The 17,387-nt window shown below is 67.8% G+C and carries 16 protein-coding genes; 13 read left to right on the plus strand and 3 right to left on the minus strand.

What is annotated here, in order from left to right:
* The first annotated feature begins 11 nt into the window (after window positions 1–11).
* The 4 genes from AC37TH_RS19430 to mutM are packed head-to-tail and all read left to right on the plus strand — an operon-like array spanning window position 12 to window position 2,412.
* On the plus strand, window positions 12–572 hold the full coding sequence (locus AC37TH_RS19430; RefSeq protein WP_490765977.1) for a YceD family protein: 561 nt from the start codon (window positions 12–14) through the stop codon (window positions 570–572).
* Between the two features lie 2 nt (window positions 573–574).
* Window positions 575–778: a 50S ribosomal protein L32 gene (gene rpmF / locus AC37TH_RS19435; RefSeq protein WP_055893012.1), complete on the plus strand. Its 204-nt coding sequence runs from the start codon at window positions 575–577 to the stop codon at window positions 776–778.
* Window positions 779–806: 28 nt separating this feature from the next.
* Window positions 807–1,520, plus strand: coding sequence for a ribonuclease III (gene rnc / locus AC37TH_RS19440; RefSeq protein WP_490765978.1), 714 nt, complete (start codon window positions 807–809; stop codon window positions 1,518–1,520).
* Window positions 1,498–2,412, plus strand: a complete 915-nt coding sequence (gene mutM, locus AC37TH_RS19445) for a bifunctional DNA-formamidopyrimidine glycosylase/DNA-(apurinic or apyrimidinic site) lyase (protein WP_490765979.1) — start codon at window positions 1,498–1,500, stop codon at window positions 2,410–2,412. The genes rnc and mutM overlap by 23 nt, the downstream gene beginning before the upstream one ends.
* A 67-nt stretch (window positions 2,413–2,479) precedes the next feature.
* On the opposite strand, the gene AC37TH_RS19450 is transcribed toward mutM, so the two are convergent.
* Window positions 2,480–3,589, minus strand: a complete 1,110-nt coding sequence (locus tag AC37TH_RS19450; protein ID WP_490765980.1) for a GNAT family N-acetyltransferase — start codon at window positions 3,587–3,589, stop codon at window positions 2,480–2,482.
* 207 nt (window positions 3,590–3,796) lie between these two features.
* Here AC37TH_RS19450 and AC37TH_RS19455 point away from each other — a divergent pair, with 207 nt between their 5' ends.
* The 6 genes from AC37TH_RS19455 (at window position 3,797) to smc (ending at window position 12,754) form a co-directional block, all read left to right on the plus strand.
* Entirely contained in the window at window positions 3,797–5,017 is a 1,221-nt protein-coding gene (locus AC37TH_RS19455; RefSeq protein WP_490765981.1) for a branched-chain amino acid ABC transporter substrate-binding protein, read from the plus strand.
* A 123-nt stretch (window positions 5,018–5,140) separates the two neighbouring features.
* Window positions 5,141–6,148, plus strand: coding sequence for a branched-chain amino acid ABC transporter permease (locus AC37TH_RS19460; RefSeq protein WP_490765982.1), 1,008 nt, complete (start codon window positions 5,141–5,143; stop codon window positions 6,146–6,148).
* Window positions 6,145–7,377: a branched-chain amino acid ABC transporter permease gene (locus tag AC37TH_RS19465; protein ID WP_490765983.1), complete on the plus strand. Its 1,233-nt coding sequence runs from the start codon at window positions 6,145–6,147 to the stop codon at window positions 7,375–7,377. Before AC37TH_RS19460 ends, AC37TH_RS19465 begins: the two co-directional genes overlap by 4 nt.
* On the plus strand, window positions 7,374–8,300 hold the full coding sequence (locus tag AC37TH_RS19470; RefSeq protein ID WP_490765984.1) for an ABC transporter ATP-binding protein: 927 nt from the start codon (window positions 7,374–7,376) through the stop codon (window positions 8,298–8,300). The genes AC37TH_RS19465 and AC37TH_RS19470 overlap by 4 nt, the downstream gene beginning before the upstream one ends.
* Complete coding sequence (locus AC37TH_RS19475; protein WP_490765986.1) at window positions 8,287–9,000, plus strand: ABC transporter ATP-binding protein; 714 nt, start codon at window positions 8,287–8,289, stop codon at window positions 8,998–9,000. Before AC37TH_RS19470 ends, AC37TH_RS19475 begins: the two co-directional genes overlap by 14 nt.
* 157 nt (window positions 9,001–9,157) lie before the next feature.
* The gene (gene smc, locus AC37TH_RS19480; protein ID WP_490765987.1) at window positions 9,158–12,754 is read left to right on the plus strand and encodes a chromosome segregation protein SMC; all 3,597 of its coding nucleotides are present in this window, start codon (window positions 9,158–9,160) and stop codon (window positions 12,752–12,754) included.
* Window positions 12,755–12,785: 31 nt separating this feature from the next.
* Here smc and AC37TH_RS19485 read toward each other — a convergent pair whose 3' ends face one another.
* A complete protein-coding gene (locus AC37TH_RS19485) occupies window positions 12,786–13,601 on the minus strand; it encodes a CHAD domain-containing protein (protein ID WP_490765989.1) in 816 nt (271 codons plus the stop codon).
* Between the two features lie 30 nt (window positions 13,602–13,631).
* On the opposite strand from AC37TH_RS19485, the gene ftsY reads away from it, so the two are divergent.
* From ftsY to ffh, 3 genes are read left to right on the plus strand one after another with little or no spacing between them, the layout of a single operon-like run.
* Window positions 13,632–14,507 (plus strand): signal recognition particle-docking protein FtsY, encoded by an 876-nt coding sequence (ftsY, locus tag AC37TH_RS19490; RefSeq protein ID WP_490765990.1) that lies wholly within the window; start codon window positions 13,632–13,634, stop codon window positions 14,505–14,507.
* A 10-nt stretch (window positions 14,508–14,517) separates the two neighbouring features.
* Entirely contained in the window at window positions 14,518–15,018 is a 501-nt protein-coding gene (locus tag AC37TH_RS19495; RefSeq protein WP_490765992.1) for a DUF2004 domain-containing protein, read from the plus strand.
* Window positions 15,019–15,051: 33 nt separating this feature from the next.
* A complete protein-coding gene (ffh, locus tag AC37TH_RS19500) occupies window positions 15,052–16,617 on the plus strand; it encodes a signal recognition particle protein (RefSeq protein ID WP_490765993.1) in 1,566 nt (521 codons plus the stop codon).
* Here the strand turns inward: ffh and AC37TH_RS19505 are convergent.
* Complete coding sequence (locus AC37TH_RS19505) at window positions 16,614–17,312, minus strand: SGNH/GDSL hydrolase family protein (protein WP_490765995.1); 699 nt, start codon at window positions 17,310–17,312, stop codon at window positions 16,614–16,616. The two genes, ffh and AC37TH_RS19505, sit on opposite strands and share 4 nt — an antisense overlap.
* Window positions 17,313–17,387 lie beyond the last annotated feature (75 nt).

Raw genomic sequence — 17,387 nt, forward strand, 5'->3', positions numbered from 1 at the left:
AATAGTCGCTCGTGACCAAGTTCAGAACCACGCCGTACACCGTCAATGTGTACGACATCATCCACCGCCCCGGCGAGATGCGCGAGCAGCGCATCCAGTTGCCGGTCGGCGAGAAGCTGGGCGAAGGGCTGGTGAGCATCCCGGCCGGCGCGACCATCGACCTCGACCTCCGGCTCGAGTCGATGCACGAGGGCATTCTGGTGACGGCGGAAGCCGATTTCACCGCCGTCGGGGTCTGCGGACGATGCCTCATCGACATCGCTCAGCCTGTCAAAGTCGATATCCAGGAACTTTTCGCGTATTCTTCTGACGAAGCTTTTGATTTTGAGGTTCACGACGACCACGTGGATCTTGAACCTCTGATCAGGGACGCGGTAGTGCTGTCACTGCCGTTTCAGCCGGTGTGCCGGCCAGACTGCCCAGGACTCGACCCCGAGTCAGGACAGCGGCTGGCGGATGTGCCGGACCGCGAAGCCACCACGATCGTCGATCCTCGATGGTCAGCGCTCGCGGCCTTCCAGGCTTCCGACACCACTGAATCCACCAGCAGCAGTAACAGAGAAGAGAGATAACCATGGCTGTTCCGAAGCGGAAGAAGTCACGCGCCAACACGCACGCCCGTCGTTCGCAGTGGAAGGCCGAGGTCCCCACGCTCGTCAAGACCGTCGAGGGCGGCAAGGTCACGTACAGCCTGCCGCACCGCGCCAAGGTCGTCGAGGACTCCGCAGGCACCGCCCTGTTCATGGAGTACAAGGGCCGCAAGGTCGCCGACGTCTGATCGTCCACGTGACGAACGGAGTCGTGCGATGACCGACCAGTCGGTCGCGCGCACAGAACTCATCGAGAAGCTCGGAGTCGATATCGGCCCCGAGCTTCTCGAGCTTGCGCTGACACACCGCTCATACGCGTACGAGCACGGCGGCATCCCGAACAACGAGCGCCTCGAATTCCTCGGCGACTCGATCCTCGGGCAGGCGGTGACCGTCAAGCTGTTCGTGGAGAACCCGCAGCTCGACGAGGGCGACCTCGCCAAGAGGCGCGCCAGCCTCGTCAGCTCCGTCGCGCTGGCGGAGGTGGCCCGCAGCATCGGCCTCGGCGAATATCTGCTGCTCGGCCGCGGCGAGAACCAGAGCGGCGGTCGCGAGAAGGCGTCCATCCTCGCCGACACGGTCGAGGCGATCATCGGCGCCGCGTATCTGCACGCCGGCGGCGAAGCAGCGACGGCGCTCGTGCTGCGCCTGGTCGAGCCGCTGCTCGACGACCCTGAGCGGTTCGGCGCGGCGATGGACCCCAAGACCAGCTTGCAAGAGGCGGCAGCCCACCGCGGAGCAGGCGCCCCGGTCTACACGGTCACCAACAGCGGGCCGGACCACTCCAAGACCTTCCACGCCACGGTCGCCGTCGGCTCCCTTGTCACTGCGACGGGGGACGGCACGAGCAAGAAGCAGGCGGAGATGGCGGCAGCGCTCAGCGCCTGGACCACCCTCACGCAGCGACGTGCCAGAGCTTCCCGAGGTTGAGGTCGTCCGCGCCGGGCTGGCGCCCGCCGTCACCGGCGCGACCATCCTCGGCGTCGAGGTCTTCGAACCCCGCAGCCTGAAACGCCACGACCCGGTGTCCGGAGCATTCGACGCCCTCCTCACCGGACGGACGTTGGAGACGCCTGCGCGGCGAGGGAAGTTCCTCTGGATCCCGCTGGCCCCGGCGGTGGCCGGCGCCACCGAACGGCGGTCGGCGATCGTCGCCCACCTGGGCATGAGCGGGCAGATCCTGCTGCGCGAGCCGGGCGCGGTGGAGAACGGGCTGCTGCGCATCCGGTTGCACATCGAGCAGCCGGACTACGGCGAGTTGTGGGTGCACTTCGTCGACCAGCGCATCTTCGGCTCGATGGCCGTGGATACCCTCGTGCCGACCGCCGACGGTGCGCCGGGCGGCCTCGGCACCGACGAACCGCTCGTGCCGTCGCAGGTCGCCCACATCGCCCGCGACCCGCTCGATCCGGCTTTCGACGACGCCGCGTTCTCCGCGGCCCTGTCCCGCAAGAACACCGGCATCAAGCGGGCGTTACTCGACCAGACCCTGATCAGCGGCATCGGCAACATCTACGCCGACGAAGCCCTGTGGGCGGCCAAGCTGCACTACGCACAACCGGCGTCGTCCCTGACGCGTCCGCGCATCCGGAGCCTGCTGGCCGAGGTGCGCCTGGTGCTGCAGAAGGCGCTCGCGGAGGGCGGCACCAGCTTCGACGCCCAGTACGTCAACGTGAACGGCGCGTCGGGCTACTTCTCGCACAGCCTCAACGCCTACGGGCAGCAAGGCAAACCGTGCCCGCGCTGCGGCACGCCGATCGTGCGCGAGCAGTTCATGAACCGGTCGTCCCACTTCTGCCCGCGGTGCCAGAAGCTGCGCTGACGGCCGAGCCGACTGCTTCAATCGACGTACGAGTCGACGTACATTGAGCCCAGTGTCAGAATCCGCCCTACCCCAGCTTCTTCTGCCAGTTCCCGGTCAGTGAGTGCGGGCGGAACCCGAAGGCGTCGTTCACCGCGAGCATCGGTGCGTTCTCGTCGGCGTTCCAGGTCAGCAGCCGGTGGATGCGCGGCGCCAGCGCCGCGAGCCTGCGCAGGTTCTCCAGTTTGACCAGCGTGCCGAGCCTCCGCCCGCGGTGGGTGGCGACCACCAGGGTGTCGTACTGCTCCGCCTTGTCGCCGTCGTCCGGGACCGCGATCTCCGTGTACGCCGCCAGCTCGCCGCTCGGGATGTGCTGGGCGACCGTCACCAGGAGCGGCTCGCCGCGCGCGATGAGCTCGTCCTCGTGCTGCCGAACGCGCTCCGCCGTCCAGGCCTCGTCGTCGAGGGCGATGCCGGCCTGGGGGACGTCGACGGTCATCCGTTCTTTGAGGGCGGCGAACGCGTCTGCGAACTCCGCGGGCGTGTGCTGCCACCAGCCGATGGTGCGGTAGTCGGGGGAGTGGGCGACCGCATCCACTCGGAGGGCGTCCGCTCGGTCGGCGGCCAGTGGGACGGCGAGTTCGCTGGACCGCTCGATCTGGCCGAGGCGGTAGCCGTTGGCGAGCGCGAAGCGCACGTCGGGGGAGTCGGCCGGCAAGCCGGTCGGCCCGGCAGCGGCACGGACGACTGCACCGACGACCGCGCCAGCACCGCCACCGCCCAATGTCGCCACCGGATGCTCGGTGTACGCCGACACCGACGTCCGGCCGCCGTCCGCCGCCAGCTCCTCGCCCTTTGCCAGCAGCGCCGAACCGATGCCGCGGCCGCGGACCGCGGGCGCCACATCCACCAGCAGGGTCGCCGTCACCGCGTCCTCCTCCAGCGGGAAGTCGGCGACCACCCGCCCTACAACGGCGCCGTCGAGCACGGCGGCGAACAGGAGCTTCTCGTGGAACTCCTGCGCACGGAACGACGCGAGCTCCGCCTCCGCTGTGTAGACGAAGTCGTCGTTGCCCCAGAGTTCGTAGGCGATGCCGTTCATCACGGAGACGAGTTCCTCGAACGCGGCGGACTCCGGAGTGCCGAGACGGTCCGGCAACGGGATCTCCACGATCGAGATGTGCCCGTCGTCCCGCATCCGTGGCCTCCTCGCCGACATCGTTTTCGAGCCTAGCCCGAGACCGATGATGTGACCAGGGTGCGCCGGTTTGGTTTCAATCGTGTAAATCTGCGTCAAAAAGTGCGTTGCGATTAGTTGCAATGCATGTACTCTCGACACACATATTCGTGGTGCGAAGTGGCAACCACGCCGCTTCGTTACGAATTTCACGTCGAGAGGCAAGAGATGCTACGAAAGAAAGTCATCATCGGTGCGGCTGTTGCAGCGTCAGCCGCGCTGTTCCTCGCGGGATGCGCCAATCAGGGGTCCACCGGGGATTCGACGAATACGAACTCGAAGATCAACATCCCGGCGATCACCTCGGTGGACACGCCGAAGGACGCGGTCCTCCCCGCGGGAGACGGGAAAGCGACCTGCCCGGCAGGCCTGACCATCGGCTACGTCGGCGCCGAGACGGGCGCGAACGCTCAGCTCGGTATCAACATCTACAACGGCATCCAGCTGGCCATCAACCAGCACAACGAGGCCAACAAGGGATGCCAGGTCGGTTTCAAGAAGTTCGACACGGAAGGCGACCCGAACAAGGCGACCGGCCCGGTGACCCAGGCAGTCAACGAAGCCGACATCGTCGGCGTCGTGGGCCTCCCGTTCTCGGGCGAGTCGAAGGCGACCGGCAACATCTTCGAGCAGCAGGGTCTGGTGCACATCACCCCGTCGGCGACCAACCCCGACCTGACGAAGAACGGCTGGACGACGTTCTTCCGCGGCCTCGGCAATGACGCCGTGCAGGGTCCTGCGGCGGCGAAGTTCCTCACCGGGAAGCTCGAAGCCAAGAAGGTCTACCTGGTCCAGGACGACTCCGACTACGGAATCGGCCTCGCCACGACCACCTCGAAGGCACTCGGCGACGCACTCGTCGGCACCGACAAGGTGACCACCGGCCAGAAGGACTTCTCTGCGGTGGTCTCCAAGATCATCAACGCGAAGCCGGACGCTGTCTACTACTCGGGCTACTACGCCGAGGGCGCCCCTTTCGACCAGCAGCTGGTCGCGAAGGGCTTCACCGGAACGTTCGTCGGGCCTGACGGTGTGAAGGACGACCAGTTCATCAAGCTGGCCGGCGATGCGTCGAGCAATGCGTACTTCACCTGCCCCTGCATCCCCGGCGAGCTGATCCCGGACTTCGAGAAGGCGTACAAGACACTGTCGGGCTCTGAACCCGGCACGTACTCCATCGAGGGTTACGACGCCACGACCGTTCTCCTCTCAGGTATCGACCAGGGCAAGACGACCCGTGCCGACCTGAAGGCCTTCGTGAAGGCCTACGACAAGGACGGCCTGAGCAAGCACTACAAGTGGGACTCCACGGGTGAGCTCCAGGCGCCGACCGTCTACGGGTACAAGGTCGAGGGCGGCAAGATCGTCCCGATCGGAACCATCGGATAGCGCGACACCGAGAAGGGGTGCGGCGGGCGGTCTCCGCGCCGCCCGCCGCATCCCTGCCGTTCCACCTGTCCCGCTTCCGATCGGATCACTGACGATCCCATCCCGATGGATCTGGATGCCTGAATGCTCGAACTGCTTGTCCTCCACCCGGTCATCGACAACTCCTGGATCAACTTCGATGTCCCCTCCCTCATACAGAACTTCTGGGGCGCGACCTTCGACGGACTCACCTTCGGGGCCATCTACGGCCTGATCGCCGTCGGATACACGCTCGTCTACGGTGTGCTGAACCTGATCAACTTCGCCCACTCCGAGGTGTTCATCGTCGGCGCGTACGGCGTCGTCATCACTCTCACCTCGCTGGGCTTCGGCCCGTCCATCCCGAACCTGTCGTTCGCCGCGATCGTCGGAGACCTCTTACTCGCGCTGCTCGTCGGCATGGTCGCGTCCGCGGTCACGGCGTTTCTGCTCGAACGCATCGCCTACCGGCCGCTGCGAAAACGGAACGCGCCACGATTGGCGTTCCTGATCACAGCCATCGGTGCGTCCTTCGCGATCCAGTCGCTGATCTTCGTGATCCGCGGCGCCAACGCGGAGCCGGCCGTCACGATGTTCAGGCCGATCCCGGTCTTCGACGTGTTCGGCACGATCATCAACAGCCAGTCGCTCATCATCGTGGTGGCGGCGGTCGTGCTGATGATCCTCACCGACATGCTGATCCGGCGCACCCGCACCGGCCGCGGCATCCGCGCCGTCGCGCAGGATCCGGACACCGCGACACTGATGGGCGTGAACAAGGAGCGGATCATCGTGATCACGTTCGTGCTCGGCGGCATCCTCGCCGGGGCGGCCGCCCTGTTCTACGTGATGCTGGTGCCCTCCGGCGTGATCTACACGGGAGGCTTCGTCCTCGGCATTAAGGCGTTCGCCGCCGCGGTGCTCGGCGGCATCGGCAACGTGCGCGGTGCCCTCCTGGGTGGACTTCTGCTCGGATTGATCGGAAACTACGGACAGATCCTGTTGGGCGACTCCCAGTGGACCGACGTCATCGCCTTCGTGGTGCTGGTGCTCGTGCTCCTGGTCAAGCCGACAGGCATCCTCGGTACCTCACTGGGGAGGAGCAGAGCATGAGCACGACAGACGGACCCAAGGTGCTGCCGGACGCGCGCAGCGAACAGGCGGAGGACGCCGCGGAGGCCAGACGCCGCAGGGGAGGGCCGTTTCAGGCCTTCCGCGACAGGTGGAACGGGCTCCCGCGCCAGATCCAGTGGCTCTGGATGCTCATCGTGGTGGCGCTCGCCTTCGCGCTGCCGTATCTGAACTTCTTCCCGCTGACGACCGAGCCGGGCAACGACTGGCCGCTAGCCTGCTTCGCGATGGCGGTCTACGCGCTGATCGCGGTCGGCCTGAACGTGGTGGTCGGCTACGCCGGCCTCCTCGACCTCGGCTACGTCGCCTTCTTCGCGGTCGGGTCGTACACGGCGGCCATGCTGACAAGCCCCGACTCGCCATTCATCAAGATCCCGTACCTGTGGACGGTGCCGGTCGCGATGGCGGTGGCGATGATCTTCGGTGTGATCCTCGGTGTGCCGACCCTGCGGCTGCGCGGCGACTACCTCGCCATCGTGACGCTCGGTTTCGGTGAGATCGTGCGCATTCTGGCCACGATCATCCCGGCGCTGAAGGGGCAGGTCGGCTTCCAGAACGTTGGCCACCCTCCGGGGGAGACCGCGAAAGGCATACCGATCTTCTCCAACTCGAACGGCATCCCGTGGTACTGGCTGACGCTGGTGATCATCATCATCATCCTGCTGCTGGTCGGCAACCTGGAGCGCAGCAGGGTCGGCCGTGCCTGGATCGCGATCAGGGAGGACGAGGACGCCGCGGAGATCATGGGCGTTCCGACCTTCAAGTACAAGGTGTGGGCGTTCGCGATCGGTGCTGCGGTCGGCGGTCTCTCCGGAGCGCTGTTCGCCGGGCAGGTCGGCTTCGTCAACAACCAGAAGTTCGACGTGCAGACCTCGATCCTGTTCCTCGCTGCCGTGGTGCTCGGCGGCACGGGCAACAAGGTGGGCGCCCTGCTCGGTGGCGCGATCGTGGCGTACATCCCGCTGCGGTTCACCGCCATCGCCGACTACAAATACCTGATCTTCGGCGTCGCGCTCGTGGTGCTGATGATCTTCCGCGCGAAGGGCCTCGTGCCCGCGAAGCAGAGACTGCTCGCCTACGGGAGGAACGCGTACCGCTATCTCGTGAGCAAACCGGCGCCGCCCGGCACGGGGAGCACGCCGAGCGTGGGGAGCCCCCCGACGCCGCCGCCCGCGCAGACGCCGACTCCGGAGGGAGGTGCATCCTCATGACGGATGCCAACGCCAATCAGCCCAACGCCGACGTGCCTGGCGCAGACCTGCCAGACGGCGCCAACCCGGAAGAGCTGGCCGACCTCGATGTCGACCTCGACGTCGCGGCCGCTGCTGCCCCAGACCGTGAGATCGCGGTCGAGGTCGGCGACAAGCTCGTCGAGGTGAAGAATCTCACGGTCAAGTTCGGCGGACTGCTCGCCCTCGACGACGTGAGCTTCGACATCAAGCGCGGCGAGATCCTCGGGCTGATCGGCCCGAACGGCGCGGGGAAGACCACCTGCTTCAACGCCATGACCGGCGTGTACAAGCCGACGAGCGGCGATGTCCTCCTGGAGGGCGTGTCGATCAAGGGCCGGAAGCAGCATCAGATCACTCGGCTGGGCCTCGCCAGGACGTTCCAGAACATCCGGTTGTTCGGTGAGATGAGTGCCCTGGAGAACGTGGTTGTCGGCCTCGACGCCCGGCACCGCACGAGCGTGCCCGGCGCGCTGGTGCGCTCACCCAGGCACATCCGGGAGGAGAAGTCGGCGATCGAGCGCGGGATGGCGCTGCTGGAGTTCGTGGGTATCGCGGACCTGGCGAGCACCGCCTCCCGGCAGTTGCCGTACGGCTATCAGCGACGGTTGGAGATCGCCCGTGCGCTCGCCACCGACCCGAAAGTGCTCTGCTTGGACGAGCCGGCCGCCGGTTTCAACCCCGCGGAGAAAGAGGACCTGATGGACCTCATCCGCACGATCAGGGCCGATGGGTACACGGTGCTGCTGATCGAGCACGACATGCGGCTGGTGATGGGAGTCACCGACCGGATCGTGGTGCTCGAGTTCGGCAGGAAGCTCGCCGACGACGTTCCGACCGTGATCCGCAACGACCAGCGTGTGATCGCCGCCTACCTGGGGGAGCCCGAAGATGACGTTGCTTGAACTGAAGAACGTGAGCGTCTCCTACGGGCGCATCGAGGCCATCCACGACATGTCGTTCTCCGTGGAGGAGGGCGAGATCGTCAGCCTCATCGGGGCGAACGGCGCGGGCAAGTCGACGACGATGAAGACGATCTCGGGCATCTTGAACCCTTCGCAGGGCAGCATCATGTTCGACGGCGACGACATCACCAAGATGAAGGCGCACATCCGGGTGGTCAAGGGGATCTCGCAGGCGCCGGAGGGTCGGGGGATCTTCCCGGGCATGACGGTGCTGGAGAACCTCGACATGGGGGCGTTCGGCCGCAAGGACAAGAGCGGGATGGACGCCGACTTCGAGCGCGTCTTCTCCTTGTTCCCGCGGCTCGCCGAGCGCAAGACGCAGGTCGGAGGCACCATGTCCGGCGGCGAGCAGCAGATGCTCGCCATCGGCAGGGCGCTGATGAGCGCGCCGCGCCTGCTGCTGCTCGACGAGCCGTCGATGGGGCTCGCCCCGCAGTTCATCAAGCAGATCTTCTCGATCATCTCGGAGATCAACAAGCAGGGCACCACCATCCTGCTGGTCGAGCAGAACGCCAACCAGGCCCTCGCCAGAGCCCACCGCGGCTTCGTCCTGGAAACCGGCACCATCACCCACTCCGGCACCGGCCGAGAGCTCCTCGCCAACCCCGCCATCAAGGAGGCCTACCTCGGCGTCGGCTGACCTCCCCAGATAATCGAGTCCGGACTTATGCACGCGACACGCCGAGTGCAGGCGTGCATAAGTCCCGACTCGATGCTTTCGGTGGCGGGATGCGGGGGTGTGGTCGGGTAAATTTGGGGCGACAGCGCGGCAAACGGACGAGAGAGCGGGGCGGCGGGTGTATCTGAAGAGCCTGACGCTCAAGGGGTTCAAGTCGTTCGCCCAGCCGACGACGTTCGCGTTCGAGCAGGGCGTCACCTGCGTGGTCGGGCCGAACGGCTCCGGCAAGTCCAACGTGGTGGATGCACTCGCCTGGGTGATGGGGGAGCAGGGCGCCAAGACGCTCCGCGGCGGCAAGATGGAGGACGTCATCTTCGCCGGGACCTCCACCCGCGGCCCGCTCGGTCGCGCAGAGGTCACTCTCACTATCGACAACTCGGACGGCGCGCTGCCGATCGAGTACTCCGAGGTCACCATCTCGCGCACGCTCTTCCGCAACGGAGGAAGCGAGTACGCGATCAACGGCTCGGCCTGCCGCCTCCTCGACGTGCAGGAGCTCCTCAGCGACTCCGGCCTCGGCCGCGAGATGCACGTGATCGTCGGCCAGGGCCAGCTGGATGCGGTCCTGCGCGCGAGCCCGGAGGACCGCCGCGGCTTCATCGAAGAAGCCGCCGGGATCCTGAAGCACCGTCGTCGCAAGGAGAAGACGCTCCGCAAGCTGGAGGCGATGCAGACCAACCTCACCCGGCTGAGCGACCTGGCCGGGGAGATCCGCCGCCAGCTCAAGCCGCTCGGCCACCAGGCCGAGATCGCGCGGGAGGCGCAGTCGATCGCCGCGGTCGTTCGCGACGCCCGTGCGCGCATCCTGGCCGACGACGTCGTCGCCCTGCGTACAGCACTCGACGACCACGGCCGCACGGAGTCGGAGCGCCACAGCGAGCGCATCGTGCTGCAGGAGCAACTGGAGCAGAAGCAGTTGCGCGTCGCCCGGCTGGAGCAGGCGCAGGTCGGCGACGAGGTCGATGTCGCCCGGCGCACGGCGTTCAGCCTGGAGTCGGTGCAGGAGCGCCTCCGCAACCTCTACACGATGGCCAACCAGCGGCTCGCCTTGCTCGGCAGCCAGGCCGACGCTCCGGATGCCGGCCCGAGCGTGAGCACTCAGATGGTCCAGGATGCGCGTGACGAGGTCGACAGGCTGCGCACCGTGGTCACTGACGCCGAGGCCGCGTGGACCGCCGCACAGGCGGCGACCCGCTCGGCCCGCGGGAGGCTCGACGCCGTCGACGATGAGATCGCCGCCCAGAGCGCCCTGGTCTCCCGCCACGACCTGGAGCTGTCCAAGCTGACAGGTCAGGCCGACGCCGCGGCCCAGCGTCTCGCCGCCGTGCGCGGCGAAGTGCTCCGCCAGCAGAACGCGATGGATGCGGCGACCGACCGCCGCGAGAAGGCGCGCGCAGAGTTCGCCGCCCGTGAGGCGGAGGCGGCGACCGCCGACGTCGGCGAGGGCAACCTCGACGAGGCGTATGAGCTGGCCCAGGCCGACGTGTTCGAGGCGGAGGGCGAGATCGAGCGACTCCGTGAGGAGCTGCACACCCTGGAGCGCGAGCGAGACGCCCTCGCCGCCCGCACCAGTGCGCTCTCGATGGCGCTCGACCAGAAGGACGGCTCCGCCGCTCTCGTCGCGGCGAGGCTGCCGGGGGTCCGGGGGCTTGTTGCGGAGCACATCCGCGTGCATCCGGGGTTCGAGGCGTCGATCGCCGCAGCTCTCGGTTCGCTCGCCGACGCTGTTCTCGCCGAGGACAGGTCGAGTGCGTTCGACGCGGTCGCGCAGGCGTCGTCCGACGACCTCGGCAGGGTCGAGGTGATCATCGCGGACGCCGCGTCGTCCGAGGTCGACCTCGGCGGGGTGGCGGGGGTGGTCGCGGCGCGTTCGGTGGTCGAGGCGCCGGACGGCGTGCTCGGCATCCTGGCGTTCACGGCCATCGCGGACGACCTCGAGGCCGCGCGCGCCGCATCCACGGCGTTCTCGGCACGGAAGCTCGGCGGCCCGGTGACCATCATCACCAAAGCGGGCGACGTGCTCACCGACTACGTGCTCCGCGGCGGCTCAGGCGCGAAGCAGAGCCGGATCGAGCTGATCGCCGACCGGGATGCCGCCGACGAGCGTCTGGGCGAGGTCACCTCCCTGATCGACCGCGCCAAGTTCGCCCTCGCCGAGCAGCGCGGCGTGCTGCAGGTGGCGAAGGAGCAGTCGCAGGCGGCGCTCGCCTCGCTCCGCGAGTTCGACGCGAGGCTGGCGGCGCAGACCGAACAGCTCAACAGGCTCAAGGTGCAGCTGGAGGCCTCGCAGGCCGAGTTCGACCGGCTGAGCACGGCGCTCACCCTTGCTGCTGACCGGGTCGCCGAGGCGGAGGCCGCCGCCGACAAGGCGAAGTCGGAGCTGGAGACCGCCCGGTCCCGTCCCCGCCCCATCCTCGACGTCAGTGCCAGGGATGCACTCTCCACCGAGCTCGAAGCTGCCAGAGAGGCCGAGGTGGAGTCCCGCCTCGCCGTCGAGACCGCCAAGGAACGCGTGCGCGCCGAGCAGGCCAGGGGAGAGGCGCTCGCCCGGCAGCTCGACGCCGAGCGCGCCGCTGCCGAGGAGGCCGCCCGGCGTGCCGTCATCCGCCGCCGCCAGGTCGACGCGGCCACGGGAGTGATCGAAGCCCTCCCCGCCGTCCTCGACTCCGTCGACAGGTCGGTCGCGCAGGCGCGGCTGGAACTCGCCGCCGCCGAGGCGAAGCGCTCCAGCCAGAACGAGGAGCTCGCCACTCTGCGCCGCGAGGAGAACGTGGTCCGCGAACGCCTGCAGGTCATCACCGAGAGCGTGCACGGCCTGGAACTGCAGATCTACGAGAAGAAGCTGCACCTGTCGAGCCTGCTCGAACGGGCGGGCAGCGAGCTCGGTCTCGTGGAGGACGTGCTGGTCGCCGAATACGGTCCGGATGTCCCCATCCCGGTCGATGGGCCGGCACAGGATGCGGGTGCGTCCGGCGACGAGACCGGCGAGACCGACGACGAGGGGCCCGGGGCCGCCGCGACGGCGGAGACCGAGCGCGAGACCGTCCCGTTCAACCGCGAGCAGCAGCAGAAGCGCCTCGCCTCCGCCGAGCGCAAGCTGGCCCAGCTCGGCCGCGTCAACCCGCTCGCGCTGGAGGAGTTCGCCGCACTCGAACAGCGCCACAAGTTCCTGACGGAGCAGCTCACCGACCTCACCAAGACCCGCACCGACCTGCTGACGATCATCGAGGACATCGACGAGAAGATGCAGACCATTTTCGAGTCCGCCTTCGAGGACACCAAGGAGGCGTTCGGCTACGTCTTCCCGATCCTGTTCCCCGGCGGCACAGGCAGCATCTCGCTGACCGACCCGGAGAACCTGCTCACCACCGGCATCGAGGTGTCGGTGAAACCGGCAGGCAAGAAGATCGAGCGGCTGTCGCTGCTGTCCGGTGGAGAGCGCTCACTGGCGGCTGTCGCCCTGCTGATCGCGATCTTCAAGGCGCGCCCCAGCCCGTTCTACATCATGGATGAGGTGGAGGCGGCGCTCGACGACGCCAACCTCGGCCGTCTGCTGACAATCTTCGAAGACCTGCGCGAGTCCAGCCAGCTCATCGTGATCACCCACCAGAAGCGCACGATGGAGATCGCCGACGCCCTCTACGGCGTCTCCATGCGCCAGGACGGCGTCTCCGCCGTGGTCGGCCAGCGCGTCGCGCAGGAGCAGGCCTCCTAGCCTGCGGGCCGGCATCCCGCTGCAGAGTCGGTCAGAGTGCGGCGGACAGTGCGTCGAACCGCTCCTGCAGGCCGGAGAGTCGCTCCGCTGCGCGCTCGTCGGTCGCGGCCGCGAGGCGCTCGACGCCCGCAGCAGCCGCTCCGGTGAGACCGGACCCCTCCGCCTTCTGCCGCAGGTGCGACGACAGCAGCACCAGGTCGCGGTTCTCGCCGAGCGCGTTCTGCAGCGCCTCGGCGGCGACAGCGACCCGCACAGCGTCGCGGCCGAACGTGTCTGCGACCGCCTCCGCCGCGTAGCGCAGCCTCCGCGCCGCCTTCCGGATCGCGTGCCGGTCGTCGAGGCTGTCGCCCTCGGTGGCGAGGACGGCGGCTCCCGCCTTCGCGAGGGCTTTCCTCGCCGTCCGCGTCGGATGGTCCGCCCCGCGCGTGCTGAGCGGGGGATCGGCGGCGAACTCGACCACGTCGGCGAGCAACTGCCGGTGCGCGCGGCTGTGCAGGTGGTCGACGAGCGTCGTGGTGGCCGCCGCGTGCGCGGCGCGGGCGTCGGCGGCGAACCCGGCGACCGCATCCATCGTGGGCGCGTCGTGCCCCGGATCGTCTGTCAGCGTATCCAGGGCCGACGCACGCACCTCGAGGTCGCGCACGGTGCCGAGCCTGGTCCCGAGGGCGGACAGCCGGCGTCGCAGGCGCCTCGCCTCGTCCTTCTCGAACGCGCGGCGGTACACCCCCAGGATGCTGCGCAGCCTTCGCACCCGGATGCGCGCCTGGTGCACGGCGTCGTCCCCGCCCGTTTCGATCGCCACCAGCTGCTCGGCGAGCTCCGCCGACACCGCCACGAGAGAGAACATGGTCACACGCTAACAACTAGTCTGAGAGCTATGGCAGAACGCACCCCCTGGTCTTTGTCCGGCGCGCTCCGCGGCATGTTCGCGAAGAAGACGATCGACGACACCACCTGGGACGACTTGGAGACGGCACTCATCACCGCCGACTTCGGCCCGGATGTGACCGAGGCGATCGTGGACGACCTCCGCGCCAAGGTCGACCGCTACCACACCACAGACCCTGCCGACCTGCAGCGGATGCTCCGGGAGAGCCTCGAAGAGCGCCTGTCGAAGCTCGACACCACGCTCAAGCTGAGCGACCGCCCCGCCGTCGTGCTCGTCGTCGGCGTCAACGGCGTGGGCAAGACCACGACCATCGGCAAGTTCGCCAAGTTCTTGCGCACGTACGACCGCACGGTCGTCGTCGGCGCCGCGGACACCTTCCGTGCCGCAGCGGTCGAGCAGCTCGCCACCTGGGCGGAGCGTGCGGGAGTCGAGATCGTGCGTCCGCAGCAGCAGGGTCAAGACCCAGCGTCCGTCGCATTCCAGACGGTCGAGAAGGCGAAGACGGACGGCACCGAGATCGTGATCATCGACACCGCCGGCCGCCTGCAGACCAAGGGCGGCCTGATGGACGAGCTCTCCAAGATCAAGAGGGTGGTGGAGAAGCAGGCGCCCATCGCCGAGGTGCTGCTCGTCCTCGACGCGACCACCGGCCAGAACGGTCTCGCCCAGGCCGAGGCGTTCATCGAGCACGCCGGGGTCACCGGTCTCGTCCTCACCAAGCTCGACGGCTCCGCCAAGGGAGGCTTCGTGCTCGCCGTGCAGGAGAAGACGGGCATCCCGATCAAGCTCGTCGGCCAGGGTGAGGGCATCAACGACCTCACCGGCTTCACGGCCCACGTCTTCGCCCAGCAGCTGGTCGGCTAGGGTCGCGTACATGGCCATCGAACACGACTACTTCGGCGTCATCGACGAGACCGCATCCGGAGGCCTGGCCTGGAACGACACGGCCGAGCTCTCCGAGCAGGTGGTCGAGATCGACCTGCTGGCCGATGTCGAGTCTGCCGTCACCGAGTTCGCCCTCGACGCGGCGGCGGCCATGATCCAGGCCATCGACGGGTTCGACGCCCGGGCACGGGATGCGCTGATCGCCGAGCTGAGTTCGCGCCAGTCGGCGACAGTCAGCTACATCGACGAGCACGTCGAGAAGCTGGGGGACATCCTGCTCGACCTGCTCGTCTACAACTCGGGCGACATCCCGATCGACGTGCTGCGCTCCCTGCAGCTTCTGCGCATCCTGTTGCAGCCGGACCACTCGGACGAGGAGGAGGTCTTCGCCACGTTCGACTACTCGATCAGCCCGGACGAGACGGATGCACTGCTCACCGTTTCGTTCGACATCCGCGGCGACGTGGTCGCGGTCGACACGCAATCCTGACGCTCAGCATCCGCCCGGTAAACTGGAACGATCATGGCTACTTTCGGATCGCTGTCTGACCGCCTGGCAGATACCTTCAAGAACCTTCGCACCAAGGGCAAGCTCTCACCGGCCGACGTCGACGGCACTGTGCGCGAGATCCGTCGCGCCCTGCTCGACGCCGACGTCGCGCTCCCCGTCGTCAAGGAGTTCACCGGCAAGGTGCGCGAGCGCGCGCTGAGCGACGAGGTCAACAAGGCCCTCAACCCGGCTCAGCAGGTCGTGCAGATCGTCAACGAGGAGCTCGTCGAAATCCTGGGCGGCCAGCAGCGCCGCCTGCAGTTCGCGAAGAAGCCACCGACGGTCATCATGCTCGCCGGCCTCCAGGGTGCCGGTAAGACGACGCTCGCTGGCAAGCTGGCGAAGTGGCTCGTCAAAGACGGCCACACGCCCGTCCTCGTCGCCGCCGACCTCCAGCGTCCGAACGCCGTCACGCAGCTCCAGATCGTCGGAGAGCAGGCCGGTGTCCCCGTCTACGCCCCCGAGCCAGGCAACGGTGTGGGCAACCCCGTGCGCGTCGCCAAAGACGCCTTGAAGTTCGCAGAGACCAAGCAGTACGACACGGTCATCGTCGACACGGCCGGTCGCCTCGGCGTCGACGCCGAGCTGATGAAGCAGGCGTCCGACATCCGCAAGGCCGTCGATCCCGACGAAGTGCTGTTCGTGATCGACGCCATGATCGGTCAAGACGCAGTGGCGACCGCCAAGGCGTTCCAGGACGGCGTCGACTTCACCGGCGTCGTGCTCTCCAAGCTCGACGGCGACGCCCGCGGTGGTGCCGCCCTCTCCGTCGCGTCGGTCACCGGCCGCCCGATCATCTTCGCCTCCACCGGTGAAGGGCTGGACGACTTCGAGCCGTTCCACCCCGACCGCATGGCCAGCCGCATCCTCGACCTCGGTGACATCCTCACCCTCATCGAGCAGGCGCAGGACGCGTTCGACGAAGACGAGGCGCGCAAGGTCGCGGAGAAGTTCGCGACGGACAGCTTCACACTCGACGACTTCCTCAAGCAGATGCAGCAGCTGCGCAACATGGGCTCCATCAAGAAGATGATGGGGATGCTGCCCGGCGCCGGCGCCATGAAGCAGCAGCTCGACAACTTCGATGAGCGCGAGATCGTGCGCACCGAGGCGATCATCCAGTCGATGACCAAGGCCGAGCGCACCACGCCCAAGCTCCTGAACGGCTCACGCCGCCTGCGTATCGCGAAGGGATCCGGCAGCACGGTCACCGAGGTCAACGCCCTCGTCAACCGCTTCGAGCAGGCCGCGAAGATGATGAAGACCGTCGCCAAGGGCGGCGTCCCGAACGTTCCAGGCATGGGTCCGATCCCCGGCGCCAGCTACGGCGGCAAGGGCAAGCAGCAGCCCAAGAAGAAGGGCTCGCGCTCCGGCAACCCGGCCAAGCGTGCCGCGGAGAACGCGGCCATCGCCTCCGGCGCCCCCGCGTCGCCGGGCGCGCCGGGCGGCTCTGGCTTCGGCCTCGGCGGCGGCGCAGGCAAGCCGGGCGGCCCTTCCGAGGAGGAGCTGGCCTCGCTGCAGAAGTTCCTCGGCCGCTAGAGCGCGAGGGCGTTCGGCGCAAGCTTGGCCTCGATCGTCTTGGCGACGATCTCCTGGCCGGCCGGGGTGGGGTGGATGCCGTCCGGCTGCAGCCACTCGGGATGCCCGACGAGCGGGAAGCCAATGTCGACGAAGGTGCCGTCCACCGCCTCGATGGCCGACTGGAAGGCATCGTCGACCATCGTGATGGTCGCAGGTGGCTGGTCCGAGCCCCAGATGGCTGTCACGCCGATGATGTGCGCGTGCGGGAACGTCGTGCGGAGCGTGCCGACGAGCTCCGTGCTCTTCTGAGCAAGGGCGGTGGGGTCTTCCAGCCGGTCGTTCCTGGTCGCGGCGATCAGGATGTACTCCGGCTTCAGCTTCACGGCCTGGTCGACCTGCTGCTGGAAGGTCGTCCCGTTCCAGCCGGGGTGCAGGAAGCCGGACCCGGAGACGGCCAGGTCGGCGAGGCGCCAGTCGTGCACTTTCGCCACCAGCGACGGCCACGCCTGGTCCTGCCGGATGCCCTTACCGAACGCGATCGAATCGCCGATCGCGACCGCGACGGGGCGCTCGGAGACAGGGGCGGCCGCGGCGGAGCGCTGCCCGGCGACGGGCGCCTGCGGTGCGGTCGCGGAGCATCCGGTGAGGACGACGACGGCAGCCGTGGCGGCGGCGAGAAGGGCCACTCGGAGGCCACGGGTAGACAAGCGCACGGAGCGAGGGTAAGGGCAGAAAGCTGCGTGGAAGCTGAGTGTTCTGGAAGATTCCGATAGTGAATGCCCTGGCCG

Source organism: Leifsonia sp. McL0627 (assembly GCF_058244615.1).

Excerpts from the sequence above, each read along its gene's own strand:
- AC37TH_RS19475 (WP_490765986.1), top strand. The coding sequence starts at position 8,287 with ATGACGTTGCTTGAACTGAAGAACGTGAGCGTCTCCTACGGGCGCATC.
- ffh (WP_490765993.1), top strand. The coding sequence starts at position 15,052 with ATGGCTACTTTCGGATCGCTGTCTGACCGCCTGGCAGATACCTTCAAG.
- AC37TH_RS19470 (WP_490765984.1), top strand. The coding sequence starts at position 7,374 with ATGACGGATGCCAACGCCAATCAGCCCAACGCCGACGTGCCTGGCGCA.
- AC37TH_RS19450 (WP_490765980.1), bottom strand. The coding sequence starts at position 3,589 with ATGCGGGACGACGGGCACATCTCGATCGTGGAGATCCCGTTGCCGGAC.
- rnc (WP_490765978.1), top strand. The coding sequence starts at position 807 with ATGACCGACCAGTCGGTCGCGCGCACAGAACTCATCGAGAAGCTCGGA.
- AC37TH_RS19460 (WP_490765982.1), top strand. The coding sequence starts at position 5,141 with ATGCTCGAACTGCTTGTCCTCCACCCGGTCATCGACAACTCCTGGATC.
- AC37TH_RS19465 (WP_490765983.1), top strand. The coding sequence starts at position 6,145 with ATGAGCACGACAGACGGACCCAAGGTGCTGCCGGACGCGCGCAGCGAA.
- ftsY (WP_490765990.1), top strand. The coding sequence starts at position 13,632 with ATGGCAGAACGCACCCCCTGGTCTTTGTCCGGCGCGCTCCGCGGCATG.
- rpmF (WP_055893012.1), top strand. The coding sequence starts at position 575 with ATGGCTGTTCCGAAGCGGAAGAAGTCACGCGCCAACACGCACGCCCGT.
- AC37TH_RS19495 (WP_490765992.1), top strand. The coding sequence starts at position 14,518 with ATGGCCATCGAACACGACTACTTCGGCGTCATCGACGAGACCGCATCC.
- AC37TH_RS19455 (WP_490765981.1), top strand. The coding sequence starts at position 3,797 with ATGCTACGAAAGAAAGTCATCATCGGTGCGGCTGTTGCAGCGTCAGCC.
- AC37TH_RS19485 (WP_490765989.1), bottom strand. The coding sequence starts at position 13,601 with ATGTTCTCTCTCGTGGCGGTGTCGGCGGAGCTCGCCGAGCAGCTGGTG.